Raw genomic sequence first — 19,705 nt, 5'->3', positions numbered from 1 at the left:
GCGATTGAATCGGTTGAAGTACCTATGGTGGGCCTTTAGACCTCATCAATTTAGCCATGGCCAGACATGATCCCAAGTTAGTTCGGCAATGTTTCTGCCTCGGCAGACGACGACGTCCGCATTCCAATCATTGACGGAGCGAAGGGGATCAAGAAGGGAAAGCCGAGTGCCGGATTGAAGGAGAACGGCGGTCTTCTTTGAAAAACTAATTCCCGCCGCTTTCGCTTCTTCGATGCGCCTGTCTTGGTCTGCCACCGACGTCTCGGTAAGCGCAAGATAGAATTTCCGTTTCTTCTCCCAGCTATCGCTCCCGATCGCCGAATTTTCTCTGGCCGGCATTAGAACAAGATTACCAAGCGTGTGTCTCAGGATGCTGTCCCGATAAAGACCAGGTATGTCCCACCCGTGCTTTGGGACCGTATCAGGAGCGATGTGCTCGACGGTGGCATAGTGGTCACCACGCCAGGTTCCATAGGTGAGGAAGCTGTTCGTGTGGACGCTTGCCTTAATCCCGGACTTGTTCCAGATGCCTGGAGTGTCGCCCGACGGCAGGGCCTGATGGGCCGCCGTCAATATCATGAACCTTACAAGTTCACGGGATTGCTCATAGAGCGGGTTAGCGGCCGCCATACCAACCCAGACTTCCTTGGTGAGGTTTTTGAGTTTGTGCGTCAGCAACGCCTTGAAGGCATCTTTTAGTTCGTCGGGTGAGAGCAGGGGATTGTCGTGGTTGACGCCCGCGCAGAGGCCGAACTTTCGGCTTGATCCGCGTCCGGCACTTGGGGCCATTACTGCCCTGAAATCACTATCGATACCTGCCGTCCCTCCAGTTGCCGCGCGCCGTAACACAAGGAATGCGGCTACGGCTTTGAGGACATCAACGAAGCGCATCTCCCCGCTATGCTTTAGATCGTCTGTCCAGTAACGCGACAGTAAGGGAAGAGCGAGGCTCGTTCTCATATCAGCAATGAATGACGAAAGAAGCTGTACCTCATCGACCGTCTCACTCCGGTGAAACCTGCCTAGTTCTTCGATACCGTCACGCTCCCAGTAGTAGCGGCGGAACTGCGTGGCGTCCGCGAGCGCTTGTACGAACTGGCGCGCGGAGTCCGTACCGTTCTTTGCGGCATTGTCGTAACTCTGGCGCAAGAAGTTGCGCTGCGCGGCGAGATCCTTGGAAAGCTTCTTCCCTTCAAGATAGAGCGCAAATGTCACGATCAGGTCCTTCGTCTCGGCTTGTTTCTTCGCTGTGTCCGAGAAGCGTTGATCCAAATTGCCATCTATTGTTGAAAATGCACTTTCCGATGGCGTTCCTGCATAGCCGTGCAACCTTTTCTCAAAATTTATTACACGGGGTTTCAAGGTTTCGAGTGCAGTTAGTGGCTCACCAGTTGTATTCAGTGCATCAAAAATATCAAAAGCTGCGGATTCATCATGTGTCGTAACGCGGGTGAGAACTATACAGCTGCAAAAATAGGATGCGAACAGAAGTGTTCGTGTCAGGGCATGAAGTTCTTCATGCTTGATGATTCTATCGAGAGCTCGATTGCGCTCGCTATCATTTTTTATGTAATCGGAAAATCTCTCGAAAAGAGTGCGACATTGCGCCCTCGGAATCCAAGATATGTCAAACTGCTCACACTCAGTGTCATCATACCAGCCCGCATCGTTCAGGTTTCCGATAAGGCGGCGAACAAGTTGGTAGTTGCTGGCAAGCTTCTCAGCATCAGTTCCACTTCCCAGCGTCGGGGGAACATACTCGATTTTCTCACTGTCAACATACTCGGAAAATCCATCTAGAAACCGTGCGATCGCGGACTTGTAATCCGATGTCGCCTTACTGCGACCGCGGGAGTCATCATGCCGGACGATGCGTGGAAAGGGAAAGGTGTTCTTAGGCGAAATACGCTGTGATCCGACAGCACACTCGTAGAGTGCGTAAAGCCGCTCGTTTACTTCCTCTTCAAGCCATTTCTTTAAAGCCTCATCGACAGACGAAGGGAACTCCGTTTTCTTGATATGGCGGCGCAGAGCCTCACTGAGTGCGCAGGCAAATAAAGATAAGGTCGTCAAGCGCTGTTGCCCATCGACGACAGCAAATGAAAGGCCGCCGAAATCTTCCTCCTTATTCTCTTCCTTCACAAGAATTAAGGTGCCGAGGAAGGTAAAGGCATTGGCGTCTCCGCTCTCCGATGTGCGGGCAAAACCATTCAATGCATCATAATAAAGCCTGATGATATTGTCTTCTGACCAGTCATATTGTCGTTGATACTCTGGAATGGCAAACCCAACACGCCCTTCCTCCAGCATTGCCATGTCAAGAGGGCTTGTTGCCAGTGCTTCAAACAGGTCTCTTGCTTTTTTCATGCTGCCTCTCCAATTATTATTATTTTAAATCATGTGTTCAAGATCATACTGCCTAAGTACGGGCGCCAGAGTTTCGTAAGCTTCAGAACGGTTGTCTGATAACGACGAGAACTCGGCGACACGGCCAAGTTCTGACTTTATCAAACGTTTTGCATATTCCGAGGCTGTATCGAAGTCTTGGGGCAGCACCACAATGAAATCATGGATCAAAGCCCGTTCCTTTCCCGGCGAGCGGCGTAGAATACGGCCGCGGCGCTGGACGAACTGGCGCGGGTCGCGAGAGCTAGCTAGAATGTAGGCCGTGCTGCATGCCGGAACGTCGATGCCTTCATCAAGACAGCGGATAGCCACCATGGCATCGATGATACCAAGCCGAAAATTCTCCAAAATGTTGTCGCGGTCTTTACGGGACTCCCTCGACGTGAAACGGGAGACATCCCAGGACATGCCGTGTAGCATAGCGCTGACTGCTTCTACTTGGCGTTTGCCTTGCGCGATGCTCTCTTCAGAGGAATCTTCTCCTTCGTCGGTTTCGACGGTACCATCGCCGCAGTAAAAGAGGGTGTGCTGGGTAGGCTGCTCTCCTGTTAGCACCGCCTGAAGCATCGGGAGCTTGTTTGCGGCTGCCCCGACGAGTCGGGCTCGCCGCATCAGTAGACCCGTCAGCTGAGGGGACATATCGCTCGGCTTGCCCTTCTGCCGAGCCATGATCCGCCCGATCTGCTCGGAAAGCTCGACGAATTCTTCCGCCTCCATTTTAGTGAACTCAACGAGATGCGGATAGTAAACATATGGCGTCAGCACCTTGTCCTTGATCGCCTGGTTCAGCGTGTAACTTGAAACAATCCTTCCGTAAAACGCACTCAGCCGTTCATTTCTCTCTTCGTCAAGATAGTGTTCTGGTGTAGCAGATAAGCCAATGCGGTACCGAGCATGTGCTGGTAAAAATCCCTCATAAGCTTTCGAAGTGTGGTGATGGCACTCATCGCCAATCCAGAGCAGGCGGTTGCCCTTAATCTTTGAAAGGCACTCTTGGAACTCGGGGCTCTTAAGAGTCCGGTTGACCACTACGATGGCCCCAAACTTCCTGCTTCCCATGGCTAGTTCATGAGCCATGTTCCGCAGCTTGTCTTCCCACTGCCCACGCGAAATATAGCATTTCACAGGGTAGATGTTGAACGTTGAGAGAATATCGACCCATTGATCGGCCAAGTTTTGATAGGGGGCCGCAATCACGCAAGCTAGGCCGTCGATTTTTTCGGATAGTTTTACGATAGCATGAATCGCCGTGATCGTTTTACCGGCACCGGTCGCGAGGTTGAACGTACCCTGAAAGTCGCCTTTCGCCTTCCAAGCCTCAAGGGCAGCGATCTGATGATCGCGCATTTTGAAGGGTTGCCCATTTATTGTCGTTGGTTCACGTGGCTTTCCGGATGTCGTGCTGATTGTCGTTCCTGTCCTTGAGAGAATGCGCGCGGCGATCGCGGCTTCAATCTCGGGGTCCGGCGTGTAGTCCATTGAACGCGCGGTCGATAGAAGCTTCTCCTTAACGGCGGTGGGGATATCGAGAACTGCCGTAGACCGGCTTTCATTCCTCCAGAGCCGCTCGAAACTCTCAATATGCGGTTCATAAAATTCAGCTTGCTCAGGAATCCATGTCCGAAAGACATTGATCGACTCATAGTTGTGAGTTGGAAGCAAGGCATGGGTGCTCTCGTTAGCTGAGCCAGCAAAAACCACTTTGTCGCCTGCTTCGTCAGCGATAATCCCGACCTTGTCATGATACATGCCGCGCTCGCGCAGGGCGATTTTCACGTCAAGGCGGCCATGCGTCACTAGCCAGGATAAGGTCTCGAACCGGTTCTGGAACAGCTCATCACTGACATTGGAGATCATAGACAATAACTCCAGGCCGATCTTCTCGGAGATTTCCTTCTCTTTGTAACCTTGCTTGATCGCTTCGAGGTCCTCACGATCCGAGAATGCACCAAGTATGAGCCTGATCTGCCCGCCTTTTTTAACGAAGACGGACAAAGCTTGCGCTGCGTAACTGATTGTAGAGGCCGAGAAGAAGCCCACGGCCCGATCATAACGATTAGCGACAGACAGTGTCGGAAGGTAGAAGTCTTCAAGAATGTGATCTTGGTCGGACTTGTAGACTCCTTTATAGGTCAGGTTCCGCAACATTCAAAAAGATATCCCGGCCACATCCGGCTCTTCCTCGTCAGCGCTCAAATAGCCTTGTTCCTTCAGTAGTTCGAGAATGTCGCGGTCAGGATACTCACCACCACCTCGCAACATGGCCTCGTGCATGATTTGAAGGCCACCATTGGCATACTCTTCAAAAATTTCTGCGCAGCGGCTTTCTTCGCCATCCTTTAGAATTTCAGGGTCCTTAGTATCTGCAAGTGCGATCAGATAGATTAGGTCTTCGGAATCGCCCCGCTCGAACTGTTGATAAGAAACGTCTTCGACGCCCTTTTCCTTATCGAGAGGAAGGCGCCTGTTCTCAGAATAGCCGAGCAGGGCTGCAAAACAAAGAAGTTCCCGGATCGTGGGGAATAGGGTGCGTTCCGATCCTGGTAGCTTTTGCATGGCGAGGCGTTGTACCATGTCTTCATGGGCGCGACTTCTGTTGATGTTAGGTGCACGTGTACTCATGGGCCAGTAATCTCCACAATTTCCGTACCGTCAAATTCAGCATCGAAGACGGCTGTGTTGAACTCTTTGCCCTTGAAATAGCGGCTTTCCTGTTTGCGTTCGCCGCGCGACTCCGTGTTGTGTCGGACAAGCACATACTCTGCGCCCAAATGCCCCTTCATGGCCTCAAGCACGTCCTCTGAGCCTTGGGACTTCGAGACGAGGAGGACGACTTGGCGCGCCATCTTCGGGATGAACTCCGCCGTCGTAGAGCGGTAGGCTTCATCGAGCTGCCCGAATGGCGAGTCGAGTACGAGCGGGGCGATTGTGCCAGGGAGAAGCCGGTAGTCACGGGCATTCTCGCGCACCTTCGCGAACTCAACGAGCGCCGCAGTGAAGGCGAGGCCGAGAAGCTGGTTTTCACCGCTTGATTTTGGTAGCGCTGTGCCGTCCGCATTGACGAGACTAATAAGATAGTCATCGGACATACGCAGGTTCAGGACCTTGCGTGTTGTGGCTTCGAGAATGCGGCGGATTCCGGCACGGAGTATCTTCCGAGCTTGATCCTCTTCGCTGACAAGCTGTAACTCAAGCTTGCCTCTGATGCTCTCGCACAAATTACGTCTGCGCCCGTAGATTGCAGTTTGCTTGTCCTGCTTGGCAAGCTCGGTAATATCGCTATCTATCTGGTTTCTCTCGCGTTCGGCTCGACTGATGTTAGTACGGAAGGAACCGATCTTCTGATCTATCTCGCGCAATTCATCCCGCAATTCATCCCGCCGTCGTTCACGATTGGCGATATCATCGAAATTGATACCCTTGAGCTTCTCGCTGATTTCCGCAAGCTGCGCTTCGGCGGTCGCAAATTCGTCGTTCGCATCGGCGAGCTGCGCTTTTGCCTTCGTTAACCGCCTCGGTGCCTTGGCGCGCTCTGTTTTCAGACTCGCGAGTCGCGCTCTAACTTTTGAAACCCGATCGCGCATCACCTGGTTTGCAGCCTTTTCAAGCAAACTGGCGACCTTCTTGCTTTCAGCGCTTCCTGGCTTGAGTTTGGCGCCACAGATGCATTCTTCGGCGTCCAGAATGTCCTTTACGAATTCCTCATTATATGGTGAAGGAATGCGACCGCGATGCTCTTTCTCGTGGAGGAACGAAAAAGTTTCCTCGGTAATTCGCTTTGAAACGATGAAACGGCCGTTTTCACCGAGCCACTTATAAACCTCGTCGCTATATTCTTTTTGGCGCTTCTGCGCGCGTGAAAGCTGTCCCGTCAAACGGTCTCGACTTTGTTGAAGCTCTTTTGCCGCCGCCGTGTTGCGAAGCTTTGCATCAATATCCTTGATCTGCTGATCGGTTTGTTCTCGTTTCGACTCTAAATGATAGATAGTTGATTTGGCTGTCTCGATTTGCTTTGTGAGCGCATCATGCCGACTGTTCAGTTCTTCAATTTGTTGCGTTGCTTTGGTTGATGGGATTTGTTTGCGGAATTGGCTCGATACTGCCTGCAAATCTTCGATGGCGGTTTCAATCAGGGAGCAGCCGAGAATATCTCTGACCGCACTTTTGATCGAGCCGCGGTTGTTTTCCCCGAGGAAAACCTCCGCGTGTTCGCCGTCAAACAGGAAGTGCGACGCCATGTCTCGCGGGATCACCGTGTTGATGAAGGTGTCCGGGGAATCGAGTGTGATCTGGCTGCCGTCATCAATGCGGGCAACCAAGAATTCGCGCCCCGCATTATTATTGATATTAGCAAAACGCTTCGCAATGTAACGCTTGTCGTTGTGCTCGAATAATACTTCAACTGAGGCTATAGACCGACCAGCCTTACGTGCATCATAGTTGAGAATTTCCTCACGCTTCTCGAAACGGGCCGTTGTTTCGCCATAGAAGCACCAAAGCAGGGCATTCAGGAGTGTCGTCTTGCCAACGCCGTTTTCGGCATAAATAATTGTGACGTTCTTTTGTGGGTCTTCGGAAAAGCGAAGAAACGTTTCGCCGTAAAAACACCGGAAATCTGTCAGCCTAATTTCTTCAAGAATCATTCGCATCATCCCCCAATTTGGTGTGGCGCTCAATGATGTCGCGAAGTTTCTTTTGCCGTTCTGTCTTCACATTACGCTTTTCGAAGAAATAGCTCCTCTCCAGTTCAATGATCTCGCGAACGATCGGATCGTCCCTAGTGTCGTCGGCCTCTGCGTCGCTCGTCATATACGGTTCCTTCCTGCCCCTACTGCTAGAATTGCAGACTGATCAAGAAATTGCAACCTTATCCTCGCACTGTAAAGTTATGAAAAATAAAGATAAATGCGTCATCCCTGGTGTCCATCAAACTCCGGCGGTACACGCACTGGTGGTGCGGGGGACGGGTGGTGTTCACATTTGACGTTGAAGCGAGTGCGCACGACGGCTTGTGATGACGCTATGGCCCGCTCGACTCGGCCCTTGTAAGCTGAATTGTTCTTACCTGTAGACAATGCGGACTCTGGGTCGAGCTCTTCGATCTCTGGCCAATGAGACGATCGTTTGCCTCTTTTACGCAAGCGTTCAGTTCAATTATATGTCCTCGTGCAGCAGGGCACGATCAGGAGGACCGCAGCGTAGCTCTGTCAGAGGCGTTGCTGTTCGGCTTGGTGTAATATTGTGGGGAGGCTGTAAGCTGAGAATGGCAAATCAAGTCCAAATCGCCCTCCCGCAACCAAAATTGATAAACATTCCAAATGGTTAAAGCCAGACTCAAATAGTTGGGTTTTCGCATCCCCCAAAGACAAAATCCCCGCCAATTCTCCAGCCAGTTCAATGTGATGGCCGTTCGACGCCGCAGCGTCCGGCGCCATCCGGATCTCCGATACCAGCCCGCGCAATGCCTCCGTCGCCTCCATCTTGAGGCCCGGATCCTGCAGGGCGGACGAGAGGTTGCGGATCTTGGTCCGGTAGAGGTCCGACAGGCTCGGGTGCAGCCGCAGGGCAGGTGGCTCGAGGCTTTCTTCCAGCGCGCGTTGCAACGCGGCCTTCTCGCATTCCAGCTCCGCCATCCTGTCCTTCATGCTCGGCTGATACATCCCGTCCTCGACGGCCGCGAGGATGCCGTTGATCTTCTTGTCGATCTGGGAAAGGTCGCGGCGGGCCTTCTCGCGCGCGGCATCCGCACCGGCGGCCTCGGCATTGAAGGCGCGGCGGTATTCTTCGACGAAGGTGGCGATCAGATCGGGGTGCAGGAGGTTGTCGCGCAGGCCGGTGAGCACGCGGTCCTCGACCACTTCACGCTCGATCGTGGCGCGGTTGGTGCAGATGGCCTCGCCCTTGTTGCGCGCGGCCACGCAGCCGTAGCGGGTCTTGTTGATCAAGGTATAGCTCGTCCCGCAGCAGCCGCATTTGAGCAGACCGGAAAACAGGTAACTCGGGCGGCGTGCTTTCTCGGGACGGGTCGGCCGGTCATTCTGGACGCCGGCGGGGTTCATATCCATACGGATGCCGGCCTGGCGGGCTTTGACCCGGTCCCAGAGCGCCTCGTCGATCATCTGCAGGTCAGGCACGGTCTCGATCACCCAGTCTTTGGCTGGGTTCAGCCGCGCCTGACGCTTCTGGGTGTCGGGGTCTTTCACGAATGTCTGCCGGTTCCAGACCAGCCGCCCGATATAAAGCTCGTTGTTCAGGATGCCAGTGCCGCGCTTCCAGTTGCCCGAAATCGTCGACGGCCCCCAGGTATCACCGCCTTTGCCGCTCTCAGGGCTGGGGATTGGTGAGAAGCTGGTAGAACATTACAGCTTCTACGCAGTTTTCCAGACGCCCGAAGAATACCGACTGATCTCTGGTGGTAAAGAACTGGGAACGCTTCCCATCGTGAACGTCATGGCCCCCGGCATGATGATCATATTTTCCGGTCGTCGATGGGTTATTCAGGAAGTTGACGACCGCGACAAGGTCATCATGGTGACCCCGTCCAAAGGTGGCACGCCCCCGATCTTTGGCGGCGATCCCGGTGATATCCATGACGTGGTGATCCAGAGGATGTTCAAGGTGCTGGAAGGTCATGATGCACCAACATACATGGATCAGGCGGCCCGCGATCTTCTAGATGAAGCCCGGAGGTACTACGCGGAGCTGGGTTTTACGACATCGTCCATATCAGCGTTGAGTGAACGCAGCTATGCGGTCGCGACCCGAGCAGGAACGGTAAAGACAACCACACTTGCTCTGGCGCTCAGAGGCTTTGGCTTCGCAGTGGAAACCCAAGATGGCTTTGTGTCGGTTGTTGTACAAAATGAGGCACCTGATTTGAGAAGCGTCTTGCAGGGGATAGCGATTGGCGGCGAGGCCGAGTTATTCAGTGATCAGACAAATTTGATTTTTGAAAAGTTCCATCCATACCTGACGCGTGACCTCCTCCAAGCAGATGCGCTATCTGCGAGGGTAGACCAAGGTTCATTGAAGAAAGTATGCAGCGGAATTCTCCAATATCCGTTTGTCGAATGATTGATCGAGGGGCAAATTTGCGTGTTCGTAGGAAGCGCGTCTTGACGCTCCGCCATAGGAAGCCTTTTTATCGTTGCACATTCCGAAATTCCCGCCAAAGTGCTTTTTGGATGCTCTACATTGACGGATTCAACTACATTACAAGGGTTTGCGTGATGAGTCGGGACCGAAAGGACGCGAATGCGTAGCATTCTGAAACCCGCCGTTTTCCAAGGTGGCAGGACGTCATGATGCTGGAACCGACTGCTTCGATTTTAGGCCGCAGGTGGATCTTAAGCCGTGTAATGCAGGAGTGGCTCGATCAGTGCCACCCAAGGCGCCTACTGACCTCTCCCGGGATATATGCCATGCTGGCCGGACTTATTGCGTTTGGCGCTGTAGGCAGTCCGCGTGCAGCTCCTGATTGGTTTTTCCTCCTGTGCCTTTCTTTTGCGGGCTTGGGTATCATGCTCGCCTTTTGGACCGTGGCCGATCTGTCGATAACCTTGCGGCGTTACCGGGCCGAAACGATCTCGTTCGAGGTGGCCGCGCAGGGCATGGCTCGGGCCGCTCGGGCGATGTTCCGAGCGGCTCAGATGGGGGCTATTGCGCTCGCGATCGGGGTGGGCGCGCTTCTGGCGTTGGCCTTTCCCGGCTTGGCGATACTGGCCGCCATGCTGAGCCCTGTTTTCGCGATTGCCATCGCGGCATTGCCTGGCGCAGTCGTGGTGCCGCGACTTGCCGACGCCGCACTAGCGCTTGTGGTGCCTGTAAGCGCGCTGTCGCCGGGGGCTGACGGTGAAGAACGGTTCCTGATGGGTTGGCGGTTCGCGAGCCGCATGGGTGCCGTTCGCGCCTCCTTGGCGAACAGGTCCTCCTCGCTGCCTTCAGAAGCGCGGGATTTTGTCAAGGCGCTAGACGGTGGCGGTATGATCCGTCCACCGTTCACGCGGCTGCCTGTCGCGTCCGGCGGGGCGCTGCGTTTGCGGACGCGTGGCCTGAAAGGGGTAGTCGCTCCTGCTTTGCCAGTAGCCCTGTTCGTTTGGCTGGTGGCGACTCTGATGCCGCCGGGTGCTCTTTCTGTTTTGCCGCGCCCCGGCGATTTCTGGCAACTACCTCCTTCATCAGACGCAGCGCCGCCAGATCCGGCGTCGACCGAAGATCACAGCGAAGAGGATGGAACCTCTGGACCCGGTCCAAATGATGCGGCCGCCGACGGGTCGGCAGGTGGCGGTGAATCTGGGGGATCCGACGGCGCGGCGACAGGCGGCGCCGGACGAGACGGTGCTGGAGGCTCTGCGGCTGTCGCGGGCTCTGGTTCCGAAGGAGAAGGGCCTTCCGATGGCGCCGAGGACGGCGGTCAGACCGGGGATGGGCAATCTCTTGGCGATGGCGGCCCCGCCTCCGGGCAGAACGAAGAGACTGCGGACGCTGGTTCAGGTGGCGCCGGAAGTGACGGTGCCGGGCAGGATGGCGCGTCCCAGACGGTCGGTGATGCAGAGTCGGTTTCAGAGGATGTTGGCGACGGAAGTGGCGCCGGGTCTAACGGAGCGCAGGAGAGCAGTGCCGGACAGGACGGCGCGTCGCAAGCGGACGAAGACGGGGGATCGACTGCGGATGGTGGCGGTTCCGGGTCTGGTGACACTTCGGACGGTGGTGACGGGCAGGACGGTGGGTCGCAGGCTGTCGGGGATGCGGACCAGACCGCAGCGCAGGGACCAGACGCACCCCGGGGTGGTGACAGTGTTTCGTCGGCCCCACCGTCAGGCAGCGATGGCGGGGCCGACGGATCTGGCACGGGTGCGCCATCGGGGCGCGACGGCGCATCCGAACAGCTATCGGCCGAAACGCCACCTGGCGACGTCGAGACACAGCCCGACAGACCGGATACCCCGGTTTCGGCAGAAGATGTCGGGCGGGTGCGCGTCCCTGGAACCGGGGACGGTGCCGAGCGAGGGCCTGTAGCCGCCTCCGCGGCGGCCTCGGAAGACAGCGACATCCTGTCCGTCGGCACACCGCCGTCCTTGTTCGCAGAACCGGGGGCCGCCCCGCAGGCGGTCTTGCGCGACCTGTCGCCCGAGACGGCGTCCGGTCTTCCTCCCGGACCTGCCATACCGCCCAGCCAGCGCCTTCCGGCCTGGATCGCCGACCTTTTACAGTGACAGCACAGCAAACGGACGCCCAAGATGCATGACCTTCGAGCTGACGACATCCTCTACCTGCGGTCGATCCCGGCAGCGGTCACGGCGCTGGGCATGAAGGACCTCGACGATATTGTGCGCCTTTTGACTGTCGCGCTGCTGTCCGGCGGGCATGTCCTGCTGGAAGGCAATCCGGGTCTCGGCAAGACGGCATTGGTCAGGGCGCTGTCGCAGGCGCTGGGACTGGGCGAGGAGGCCGTTGGGCGAATCCAGTTCACCCCTGATCTGATGCCCGCCGACATCACCGGCACGCTGATGCCATCGGAGGAGGATGCGGGGCGGCTGATGTTCCGTGAAGGTCCGATCTTTCACGAGCTGCTTCTCGCTGACGAGATCAACCGCGCGACGCCCAAGACGCAGTCGGCCATGCTTGAGGCAATGGCGGAACAGCAGGTGACGGTACTTGGCGAGAGGCGGGTCTTGCAGAAAGAGGAGCGGGCAGCCGACGGGCGTAGCGTGCTGACTCCGTTCATGGTGATGGCGACCCAGAACCCGATCGACCAAGACGGCACTTTCAACCTGCCCGAGGCGCAGCTGGACCGCTTCATGTTCAAGATCCGGATGCGGATGCCCCGAGCCGAGACGATCGGGCGCATCATGGACAAGGAGTTGCAGAATGGCGCTGGCACGAAGACGCCGGTGCCCCCCGCGAACCGCCGCGCAGCGCTGGACAACATCGACCGTGCTGCCCGCGCAATCCTGTCGGCACCTCTTCCGCCAACGGTGCGCGCGCATATCATCAACATCGTGATGGCCAGCAATGGTGTGCTGGATGATCTGAACGGGATATCGAAAGGCCGGGTGGCCGAGGTCGCGGCACTGGCTGAGAGGGTCGACTATCCTTTCGGGCCGCGCGCGGCGATCACGCTGGGCAAGGCGGTTCTGGGCTGGAGCGCGGTGACCCTGACCGACCCAGAGCACGCCCAAGAGATCGGGGCCGAGACGCGCCGCGCGCTTGCCGACGTTTTGGTCCCCGCGCTGCGCCACCGCATACGTATCCGTCACGATTATGGTGCCCCTGGAGTGCAGGGGTCTGAGGCTGATGCCATTGACGGGTTCGTGCGCAAGCTGGCTCTAGCCGTAGCGCCCAATTTGCGAGTCGGAAACGATGCGGCGGATTATCATCTGCGTTTCAAGGCGGATATGGACGATGCCGAAGCGCGGCTGCGGGTTTAGGAGCCGGATATGGATGCAACCGAGCCGCCCATCAGTCGAGATGTCCTGAGACAGGCGCAACTGCGCCTTCGCCGCACGGTGCCCAGCGGGGGCATCGGTCAGCATCTGCGCCGCAAGGCTGGCCAAAGTCTCGAATTCCGGGAGTTCCGCAGTTACCAGATGGGGGACGATATCCGCCTTGTGGACTGGCGGGCCTCACTCCGTAGGGGACTGAACGGGGGCAGAATGGTCAGGGTCTTCGAGGCAGAGGAGCGTATGACGCTTCTGATCGTTGTCGATACCCGGCCAGCAATGCGCCTTCCCGAGCATGCGCCGAAACTTCTGGCCGCTTTGTGGGTCTTGCGCGCGTTGACCGAGGTCGCGGCGGCGAGCGGTGACGAGGTTGTGCTGGGTACCTTGTTTTCCCCGCGCGATGATCGCCCGATCTCCGCGCGGGGTGGGGCTGCTCCGGGCCTTGCCCGACAATTCGCGGAAGACCTGTGGGCCGCGCCCGCGTTGGACCTCGCCGATGTTCCTGCCGTTTCACCCGCGGCCCTTGTGCGGCGTCTACGTCCGGCCAGTGCTGTCGTGTTGCTGTCGGACCTTCTGTTCGAGGATCCTGGTGGAGCAATCGCAAGGCTTGTTCGGGCGTCACAGGAGTCTTGGCGTCAAGTCTTCGTTCAGCCGCTGGACAGCCTTGGTGCGGAACTTTCCATGGCGCGCGATGCCGGCCGTATTCGCGTCGCTGCGACCGAGGGGCGGCTGTTCGACGACGCGCCGACCGTGGTGGACGCGCCTTGGGAGGCGGCGATCCGCGACCGCGTTGGCGCGCATGTCTCGGGGCGTCTGTATGACTGGGCGGGGCCGGGGCTGACAGTGGAGCCTCCACTTGTATGGCCCGATTCCGGGGGGTTATTGGCGCTTCGGGCTTTGTTCGCAACCGAGTTCCCTACCAGCGGGCTTTTGCGCGGGATCGCCGCACGCGGGGGGGCGGGATGATCGCGGCGGGGCTGGCCATTCTAGCGGGGCTTGGCGCGCTGGCGTGGTATCTGCAACGCCCGGTGCCGCTCGATCTACGGCTGTCTTTCGCACGCCTGCTGTCTGATCTGCCCGTCGCTCCGCGCCCGGTGCCGCGGCTGGCTTTGACGCTGCCTGTGCGGTCGTCGGCGTTCTGGTTGCACCTGCTGGTAGTGGTGCTGGCTCTTGCGGCGATCTGGGTTGACCTGCAGCTGCGCCTGACGACGTCCGATCCCCGGATCGGCCTTCGGATTGTCTTGGATGTGTCGCACGGCATGACGACTGTGGCGGAGGGAGTATCTCGCCTCGATCTCGTCCGCGCTGCCGCCCGCGAGGAGGCTGAAGTTGCCCGCGGTGCGGCCGGATCCGCCCCCTATTGCGGTGAGGGGATCCTGGCCGCGCGGACGTTGCGCCGGATCACGTTGTCCGATCTGGATAGAGTCGAAGCGCTGCCGGAAGGGGCATATGCCCTCTCCCTGATGGAGGCTGCGAAGCAGGAGGATGCAGGCTGCGCGATCACGCATATCACTGTGTTGTCTGACCTTCCTCTGCCTTCCGGCGCCTGGCCGTCCGATGCGCCCCCATTGCGCTGGGTCCAAGTTGGCGCATCGGTACCCAACGCAGGCCTGAGTGAGGTGCGTCTGGTGTCGGCTCAGCTCGACGGCACACCGGCTTCGCTTATGGTGACGGTGGACACGTTCGGAGTAGCGGCTGTGCCGACGGTTGTGATCGAGAGTCCGGTAGGTGAGGTGCGGCCACCGGTGGTGCCCTCGCTGGACCGGCCGGGCCGGTTCGTCGCGCGGATGGTACCGAACGCTGCGGGGGTCCATGTTGCGCGGCTTGAGGTCGGTGGTGCCTATCGCGGGGATGACCAGGTGATCTTCGACTTGACCGCTCCCGATGCTTTGGCGATCGACTGGCGGCTGCCGGGCGTGCCGGTGCCGCGAGGTGTCCAACGCTCTGAAGGTGCAACGCTTTTTGTGGCCCCCTTGGCTGGACTGGATGACCTACCTCCGGATGTCGCAGTGTTGGCGGTGTATCCCGGGTGGGCAGGTGCCGGGCCGCGTGCGATTGGAGCATTTGTTGAGGATCGAGAGCTTTTGGATGCGATCAACCTTGATGTCCTCGAGAGGAGGATGCCCCTGCCGATACCTCTGCCGTTGCCGCCCGGCTTTGTGCAGGTGTTGACTGATGCGGCAGGCGGGGTGGTTTTGGCGCGACGCACCGATCCGCCGGGCCTGATCGTTCCGCAGCCCGTGCGTGACGCCGATTTGGACATCACGGCGCTGTCGTTGACGCTGTTCTATTCTGCGTTGCAGGACTTGTCTGGTGGGGCCGAGACGCCTCTTGCCCTCCGGTGGGAGAGCCCGGGCGGCGAGATCGTGTCCGAGGCATGGACGGAAAGCGACACCGCCCGGCCCCTCATGCCTGCGCCCCCACCGGCCGACTACGCTGTCCTGCCAGCAGAGGCACCGGACCAGCCGGTCTGGCCGCTGCTGTTGCTGGTCGCGTTGGCGGCTCTTCTAGCAGAAAGGCTTCTTGCTTTGAGGGGGAGGCGTTCGAGTGTCTTGTGAGATGTTACGGGGGCTTGCCCTTCCGGGGGGGATTTTGGAGTGCGAAGGCACGCTGGGCTGGCTGCCTAGCGGGCTTGCGCTTTTGGTTTTTGCGGGCGCAATTGGCGTGGCGGTCCTGCGTCGAGGCGGGGTTCGGGGGCTGGTGTCGGCCTTTTGTTTGGGTGTTTCGGCGCTGGCGCTGGCCTTTGCTGCGGGGCAGCCGGTGCGGGTCCGATCCGAAGTCCCGCAGGCAGCGGCGGGCCATGTGGTGGCTCTGGTCGATCTTTCCGACAGTGTCTGGCGCGATGAGGCGTTGGCGCGGGCCGCACTGGATCAATTGGCGGATCGTGCTGGGGACATTGCGCGCGATCTGGCCGGGGCGGACTGGACAGGTGAGTTTCTGGGGTTTGCCGACGGCGTGGTTCCAACTGGCGCCGTCTTGCCCATCGAGCGGTTGCCGGAGTTGATCCGCGCGCTTCCCTCCTTACCGGGGCAGGACGGATCGCGTGTCGATGCCGGGCTAGGTGCAGCATTGGACCGCATTCGGGATGCGGGTGGTCGGGGTGCGGTGCTTCTGCTGTCGGACGGGCGGTTCCGGCCCGAGTTGCCGGATGCGCTCCTTAACCGCGCCGCGGTCGCGGGAGTCGCAGTGTCCGTTCTGTCCGTCGGCTCGCGCGCTCCGGCACGAGGGCTTGTGGCCGCCGATATTGGACCCGAGCAACAGATCGGCCACGATGCGATTATCCGTGGGACGGTGCTGGGTGGAGGGGTCTTGCAGATCGAAGATGGCGCTGCTGAGGCCGAGGTGAACGTGCCTCATGCTGAGACACTGCAACCCATACGCCTGACGACGCGTTTCCCTTCGCGCGGAGTGCATCACGTGCGGTTGCGCTATCATGGAATCGGCGATCTAGGACAGGAAAGGGTGCTCTATACGCTTGTCCGTGGTCCGGCCCGAGTGCTAAGTTTTGGCCCTGCTCGCTGGCTGGACGAGCTTGATCCCACTCGCTTCGTGCGGGTTTCGGGCGATCCTGCCAATCCACCGGAACCCGGAGAGTTTGATCTTGTTGTGATCGACGGAATGTCGCCTGACGATTTCCAAACAGGATATGATGATAAACTTCTGGCGGTGGCGAGCCGGACGGGGATCTTTCTCGTGAACGGTCCCCTGCGCGGAACGACAGAAGCGCCGCAGGTTATCGGTGACTGGAATGACAGCGCGTTATCTACGGTGCTTCCGGTGGACAGCGATCCGCGCGAATTCGTTCAGTCGCCGCCGGGCCGCGATATCGTCATTCTGATCGACACATCGGGCTCAATGAGCGGATCTTTCGGGCTGGCCAAGGCGGTGGCGCGCGCCGTCATAGACCAGTTGCGCCCTCAGGACACGTTGGCCATCCTTCCCTTTGCGGATGACACTGGTGCAGTCTTCGCCCGGCAAACTGCCACGGCTGCGACGCTTGCGCAGGCGCGTGTCTTCGTCGACCGACTGATGATCGGCGGTGGCACTGACCCCAACAGCACCTTGCGTGCTGCTGGGGCGATGCGGACGAACTATTGTGCGTTCTTCTTTATTTCGGACGGCGGTTTCGACGCGCCCGCGATCAGTCCACAATGCTTCACCACCGCAGTTTCGACAGAAGGCAGAGCTTTCCCTTCAGGCGTGGCTGCGTGGGGGCAGGAGATCCTGCTCATGGGTAGCGTGTCGGGTATCCGGCTTGAGTATTTCGATCCGGAGCTTCGCGATGCTTATTGGCGCGTGGGTGCGTTGCGCCCAGTTCCCTCAGAAGCGCGTGCGCCGCTAACAGGATTGTCGTTGCAGGGGCTGGCCATCGCCTATCCACGGATCGACGCTCAGGTGATCAGCTTGCACCCAAATCCGCCTCCTGATCCGGTGCTTGCGATCCGCCGCGACGCGGCAGTGGCTAGCGCAGGAACGGCGGTGTTCCTGTCCGACCTCCCGACGAGTGCCTCTGCCGCTGACGTTGCCGAGGTCCTGACCGCCCTCCTAGGCTGGAGCCGTCCTGACAGATTCGATCTCCGCGTGCGGCAGGAGGGAGACCGGCTTACCCTCGCGGTACTTGCACTGTCGGGCGATGGCGTGGCCGAGGCGCTGCCCGCGTCGCTCTCGGGATTTCTGCGCCTCCAGGGTCAGGGCGACCAGCCGCTAGCGTTCCGAGCCGTTGGGGCCCCTGGACGGTTCGAGGCTGGAGTGACATTGCGGCTTGATGCTGATCCCGGGCACGGCGAACTTATCCTGATCGAACCGGGAGGGGCTGCGCAGGTCATTCCAATTTCCGTTCCAGGTCGGCGTGCGGGGCTGTCGCGCGCAGGGCATGGCGAAGCGCTCGATTTCGGTATTGACGGGGCGACGCTGGAGCGGATCGCACGGCGCACCGGCGGGGTAGACCTGTCGGTGCAGGCGCCGACGTTCGGCCTCTCCTCTCCGCCACCAATGCGCGACCGGCTGCACCCATGGGCAATTGTGCTGGGTCTTTTCCTGCTTGCGGCCAGTCTCTGGACCAAGAGGAGATCGAATTGACAGTCGTTGTAGACTCGGTTTGAATGGTGGGGCATGGCAAGTTCTTATTTTTCCACATCTTTGGCGCTAGGCGCGATTGGCGAAGTTCGGTCGCTTGCGACCGTTTCCTTGGCAAGGTCGCTGGACGAACCTGTCAACCCCATCGTGGATTTGCCTTACCTGTCCGCCCTTCTATTGTCTGAGGATCGCCCGCCGCGCGGGGTCGTGCGGCGGGTGTGGCAGATGAATCAAGCGATGCAGTTCGCGGAATTCGCACCGGTTACGTCTTTGCAGCACCGGATACTCGCCTCGGGCCTGCGTCCCGGTCCCCTAGAACAGGTGGTCTTGCGGCTTCACAAAAGTCCGAGCCCGACCACACCGAAATGGATCGACGCCACTCTCCGCTCGGCGCTGTCTGCGCCCGACTTCCTGCGCGGGACACAGATGACCGCCTATCGTGGTCTGCGGCGCCGAGTGTTCTTTGCTCCCGGCGGTCCTGCGCTTGACCCGCTTTCAGTTACGAGTTTCCTGTTGCTGATCCTATGGTGCGGTCGGCCCACAGGAATTCCGCCGCAGGCCTGGGCGCGGCTTGAGAAGGTCACCGCTGGATTGGCTGATCAGCCCGGGTGGGAGGGGCCGTTGGATCGCCTCGTGCTGACTGAGGCGTGCAAGGTTTTGGATCGGGAAGAGTGGGACTCGCGCGATATGGTTGGTGCAGGTGCTGAAGAAGGCGAAAAGGGAATCGAGCATGTTTGAGGTTGATGCCGTGAAGAAGTTGCAGGACGGCCACCGGGACACACTCGAGTCCCTCGTAGCGCTGCAAAGCGCCTTGAGTGCGCGTTTCCACGGCATGGAGCGCACGGTCAATTGCATGATCCTCGCCGCGCTGACAGGCGAGCCGATGGTGATGATCGGTCCGCCGGGAACGGCGAAATCCCGCATTATCCGCAGTTTCTGCCACCTTTTGGGATTGATCGACAACGACGCCCTCAAACAAGGCGATCCTGCGGGCGTCGAAGAAGTCAAGCAGGAGACATATTTCGAGTATTTACTGACACAATTTACTGAGCCGTCCGAGTTGTTCGGCCAGTTCGACCTCGCGCGGGTCTTCGGCAAAGATCCGGTTCTCGTTCGAGAGGAAACGGGAATGATGCAAAAGGCGCAGGTCGTCTTTCTTGATGAGGTGTTCAACGCCTCAAGCGCGATTCTGAACGCGCTTTTGACCTTCATGAACGAACGCAAGTTCCATGACCGGGGCAAAGTGCGAAAGGTGCCCATGCGGCTGTTGTTCGCTGCCTCGAATCACGCTCCGCGGGAAGAGGGACTTGGTGCTTTCTATGATCGCTTCCTGCTGCGCAGCCGCTTGCACAACACGGCCGCGGATCCTGAGCGTTTGGGTGTCCTGCTGTCGGTCGCGTGGACGGAAACCCACGGATTTGCGCTGCCCGAGGCCGACCGTAAGCGGTTCTTGTCACTGATGGACGGCTTGCAGGCCTACCGGGATGCGCTGGACGGAATGACGCGCGATGCGCAGTTGACGATCAACACTGCTGACCCGCTGTTTCGACAACTTGCAGACATTGTGGAAGAGTTGCGGCGCAAGGACCTATCGCAGATGTCGAACCGACGGCTGGTCAAGTTCGTGGGCGTGATATTGGCGGCGGCCCTGATTCGATCGGTGCGGGAGGGTTCGGCTCCGCAGATCCTTGCCGCCGACCTTGGCGTGTTGTTGGACTACGGCCTTGATGCCGAGGACGACAGCACCGTGCGCAAGCTGCGCGCGCAACTGGAGCGGTAGG

General features: G+C 58.7%; 14 protein-coding genes. 8 read left to right on the top strand and 6 right to left on the bottom strand.

Features of this window, described 5'->3' with window-relative positions; genetic code table 11:
- Positions 1-45: 45 nt before the first annotated feature.
- The 6 genes from ACN0SW_RS17640 to ACN0SW_RS17615 all read right to left on the bottom strand — a co-directional run bounded on the left by ACN0SW_RS17640 (position 46) and on the right by ACN0SW_RS17615 (position 8,693).
- Positions 46-2,367 carry a DUF262 domain-containing protein gene (locus ACN0SW_RS17640; RefSeq protein ID WP_417729244.1) on the bottom strand — a complete coding sequence of 774 codons (2,322 nt, stop codon included), beginning with the start codon at positions 2,365-2,367 and terminating at the stop codon, positions 46-48.
- A 24-nt stretch (positions 2,368-2,391) separates the two neighbouring features.
- Complete coding sequence (locus tag ACN0SW_RS17635) at positions 2,392-4,554, bottom strand: DEAD/DEAH box helicase family protein (protein ID WP_417729243.1); 2,163 nt, start codon at positions 4,552-4,554, stop codon at positions 2,392-2,394.
- Complete coding sequence (locus tag ACN0SW_RS17630) at positions 4,555-5,028, bottom strand: DNA phosphorothioation-associated protein 4 (protein ID WP_417729242.1); 474 nt, start codon at positions 5,026-5,028, stop codon at positions 4,555-4,557.
- Complete coding sequence (locus tag ACN0SW_RS17625) at positions 5,025-7,049, bottom strand: AAA family ATPase (RefSeq protein ID WP_417729241.1); 2,025 nt, start codon at positions 7,047-7,049, stop codon at positions 5,025-5,027. Before ACN0SW_RS17625 ends, ACN0SW_RS17630 begins: the two co-directional genes overlap by 4 nt.
- Positions 7,039-7,215, bottom strand: coding sequence for a hypothetical protein (locus ACN0SW_RS17620; protein WP_417729240.1), 177 nt, complete (start codon positions 7,213-7,215; stop codon positions 7,039-7,041). Before ACN0SW_RS17620 ends, ACN0SW_RS17625 begins: the two co-directional genes overlap by 11 nt.
- 398 nt (positions 7,216-7,613) lie before the next feature.
- On the bottom strand, positions 7,614-8,693 hold the full coding sequence (locus ACN0SW_RS17615; RefSeq protein ID WP_417729250.1) for a recombinase zinc beta ribbon domain-containing protein: 1,080 nt from the start codon (positions 8,691-8,693) through the stop codon (positions 7,614-7,616).
- Between ACN0SW_RS17615 and ACN0SW_RS17610 the strand changes: the two genes are divergently transcribed.
- The 8 genes from ACN0SW_RS17610 (at position 8,668) to ACN0SW_RS17575 (ending at position 19,704) form a co-directional block, all read left to right on the top strand.
- Positions 8,668-9,480: a hypothetical protein gene (locus tag ACN0SW_RS17610; RefSeq protein ID WP_417729239.1), complete on the top strand. Its 813-nt coding sequence runs from the start codon at positions 8,668-8,670 to the stop codon at positions 9,478-9,480. The two genes, ACN0SW_RS17615 and ACN0SW_RS17610, sit on opposite strands and share 26 nt — an antisense overlap.
- Positions 9,481-9,827: 347 nt before the next feature.
- The gene (locus ACN0SW_RS17605; protein WP_417729238.1) at positions 9,828-11,621 is read left to right on the top strand and encodes a hypothetical protein; all 1,794 of its coding nucleotides are present in this window, start codon (positions 9,828-9,830) and stop codon (positions 11,619-11,621) included.
- Positions 11,622-11,645: 24 nt separating this feature from the next.
- Positions 11,646-12,836, top strand: coding sequence for an AAA family ATPase (locus tag ACN0SW_RS17600; protein ID WP_417729237.1), 1,191 nt, complete (start codon positions 11,646-11,648; stop codon positions 12,834-12,836).
- A 9-nt stretch (positions 12,837-12,845) separates the two neighbouring features.
- The gene (locus ACN0SW_RS17595; RefSeq protein ID WP_417729236.1) at positions 12,846-13,814 is read left to right on the top strand and encodes a DUF58 domain-containing protein; all 969 of its coding nucleotides are present in this window, start codon (positions 12,846-12,848) and stop codon (positions 13,812-13,814) included.
- Positions 13,811-15,406 carry a hypothetical protein gene (locus ACN0SW_RS17590; RefSeq protein WP_417729235.1) on the top strand — a complete coding sequence of 532 codons (1,596 nt, stop codon included), beginning with the start codon at positions 13,811-13,813 and terminating at the stop codon, positions 15,404-15,406. Before ACN0SW_RS17595 ends, ACN0SW_RS17590 begins: the two co-directional genes overlap by 4 nt.
- On the top strand, positions 15,396-17,927 hold the full coding sequence (locus ACN0SW_RS17585) for a VWA domain-containing protein (protein WP_417729234.1): 2,532 nt from the start codon (positions 15,396-15,398) through the stop codon (positions 17,925-17,927). The genes ACN0SW_RS17590 and ACN0SW_RS17585 overlap by 11 nt, the downstream gene beginning before the upstream one ends.
- 33 nt (positions 17,928-17,960) lie before the next feature.
- Positions 17,961-18,662, top strand: a complete 702-nt coding sequence (locus ACN0SW_RS17580) for a hypothetical protein (RefSeq protein ID WP_417729233.1) — start codon at positions 17,961-17,963, stop codon at positions 18,660-18,662.
- Positions 18,619-19,704, top strand: a complete 1,086-nt coding sequence (locus ACN0SW_RS17575) for an AAA family ATPase (RefSeq protein ID WP_417729232.1) — start codon at positions 18,619-18,621, stop codon at positions 19,702-19,704. Before ACN0SW_RS17580 ends, ACN0SW_RS17575 begins: the two co-directional genes overlap by 44 nt.
- The last annotated feature ends 1 nt before the right edge of the window (position 19,705 follow it).

The sequence above is a fragment of the Roseovarius sp. genome (genome assembly GCF_048262375.1).
Taxonomy (GTDB): domain Bacteria; phylum Pseudomonadota; class Alphaproteobacteria; order Rhodobacterales; family Rhodobacteraceae; genus Roseovarius.
This window is presented reverse-complemented; position numbering and strand designations above follow the sequence as displayed.

Excerpts from the sequence above, each read along its gene's own strand:
- ACN0SW_RS17620 (WP_417729240.1), bottom strand. The coding sequence starts at position 7,215 with ATGACGAGCGACGCAGAGGCCGACGACACTAGGGACGATCCGATCGTT.
- ACN0SW_RS17580 (WP_417729233.1), top strand. The coding sequence starts at position 17,961 with ATGGCAAGTTCTTATTTTTCCACATCTTTGGCGCTAGGCGCGATTGGC.
- ACN0SW_RS17590 (WP_417729235.1), top strand. The coding sequence starts at position 13,811 with ATGATCGCGGCGGGGCTGGCCATTCTAGCGGGGCTTGGCGCGCTGGCG.
- ACN0SW_RS17595 (WP_417729236.1), top strand. The coding sequence starts at position 12,846 with ATGGATGCAACCGAGCCGCCCATCAGTCGAGATGTCCTGAGACAGGCG.
- ACN0SW_RS17625 (WP_417729241.1), bottom strand. The coding sequence starts at position 7,049 with ATGATTCTTGAAGAAATTAGGCTGACAGATTTCCGGTGTTTTTACGGC.
- ACN0SW_RS17605 (WP_417729238.1), top strand. The coding sequence starts at position 9,828 with ATGCTGGCCGGACTTATTGCGTTTGGCGCTGTAGGCAGTCCGCGTGCA.
- ACN0SW_RS17640 (WP_417729244.1), bottom strand. The coding sequence starts at position 2,367 with ATGAAAAAAGCAAGAGACCTGTTTGAAGCACTGGCAACAAGCCCTCTT.
- ACN0SW_RS17630 (WP_417729242.1), bottom strand. The coding sequence starts at position 5,028 with ATGAGTACACGTGCACCTAACATCAACAGAAGTCGCGCCCATGAAGAC.
- ACN0SW_RS17600 (WP_417729237.1), top strand. The coding sequence starts at position 11,646 with ATGCATGACCTTCGAGCTGACGACATCCTCTACCTGCGGTCGATCCCG.
- ACN0SW_RS17635 (WP_417729243.1), bottom strand. The coding sequence starts at position 4,554 with ATGTTGCGGAACCTGACCTATAAAGGAGTCTACAAGTCCGACCAAGAT.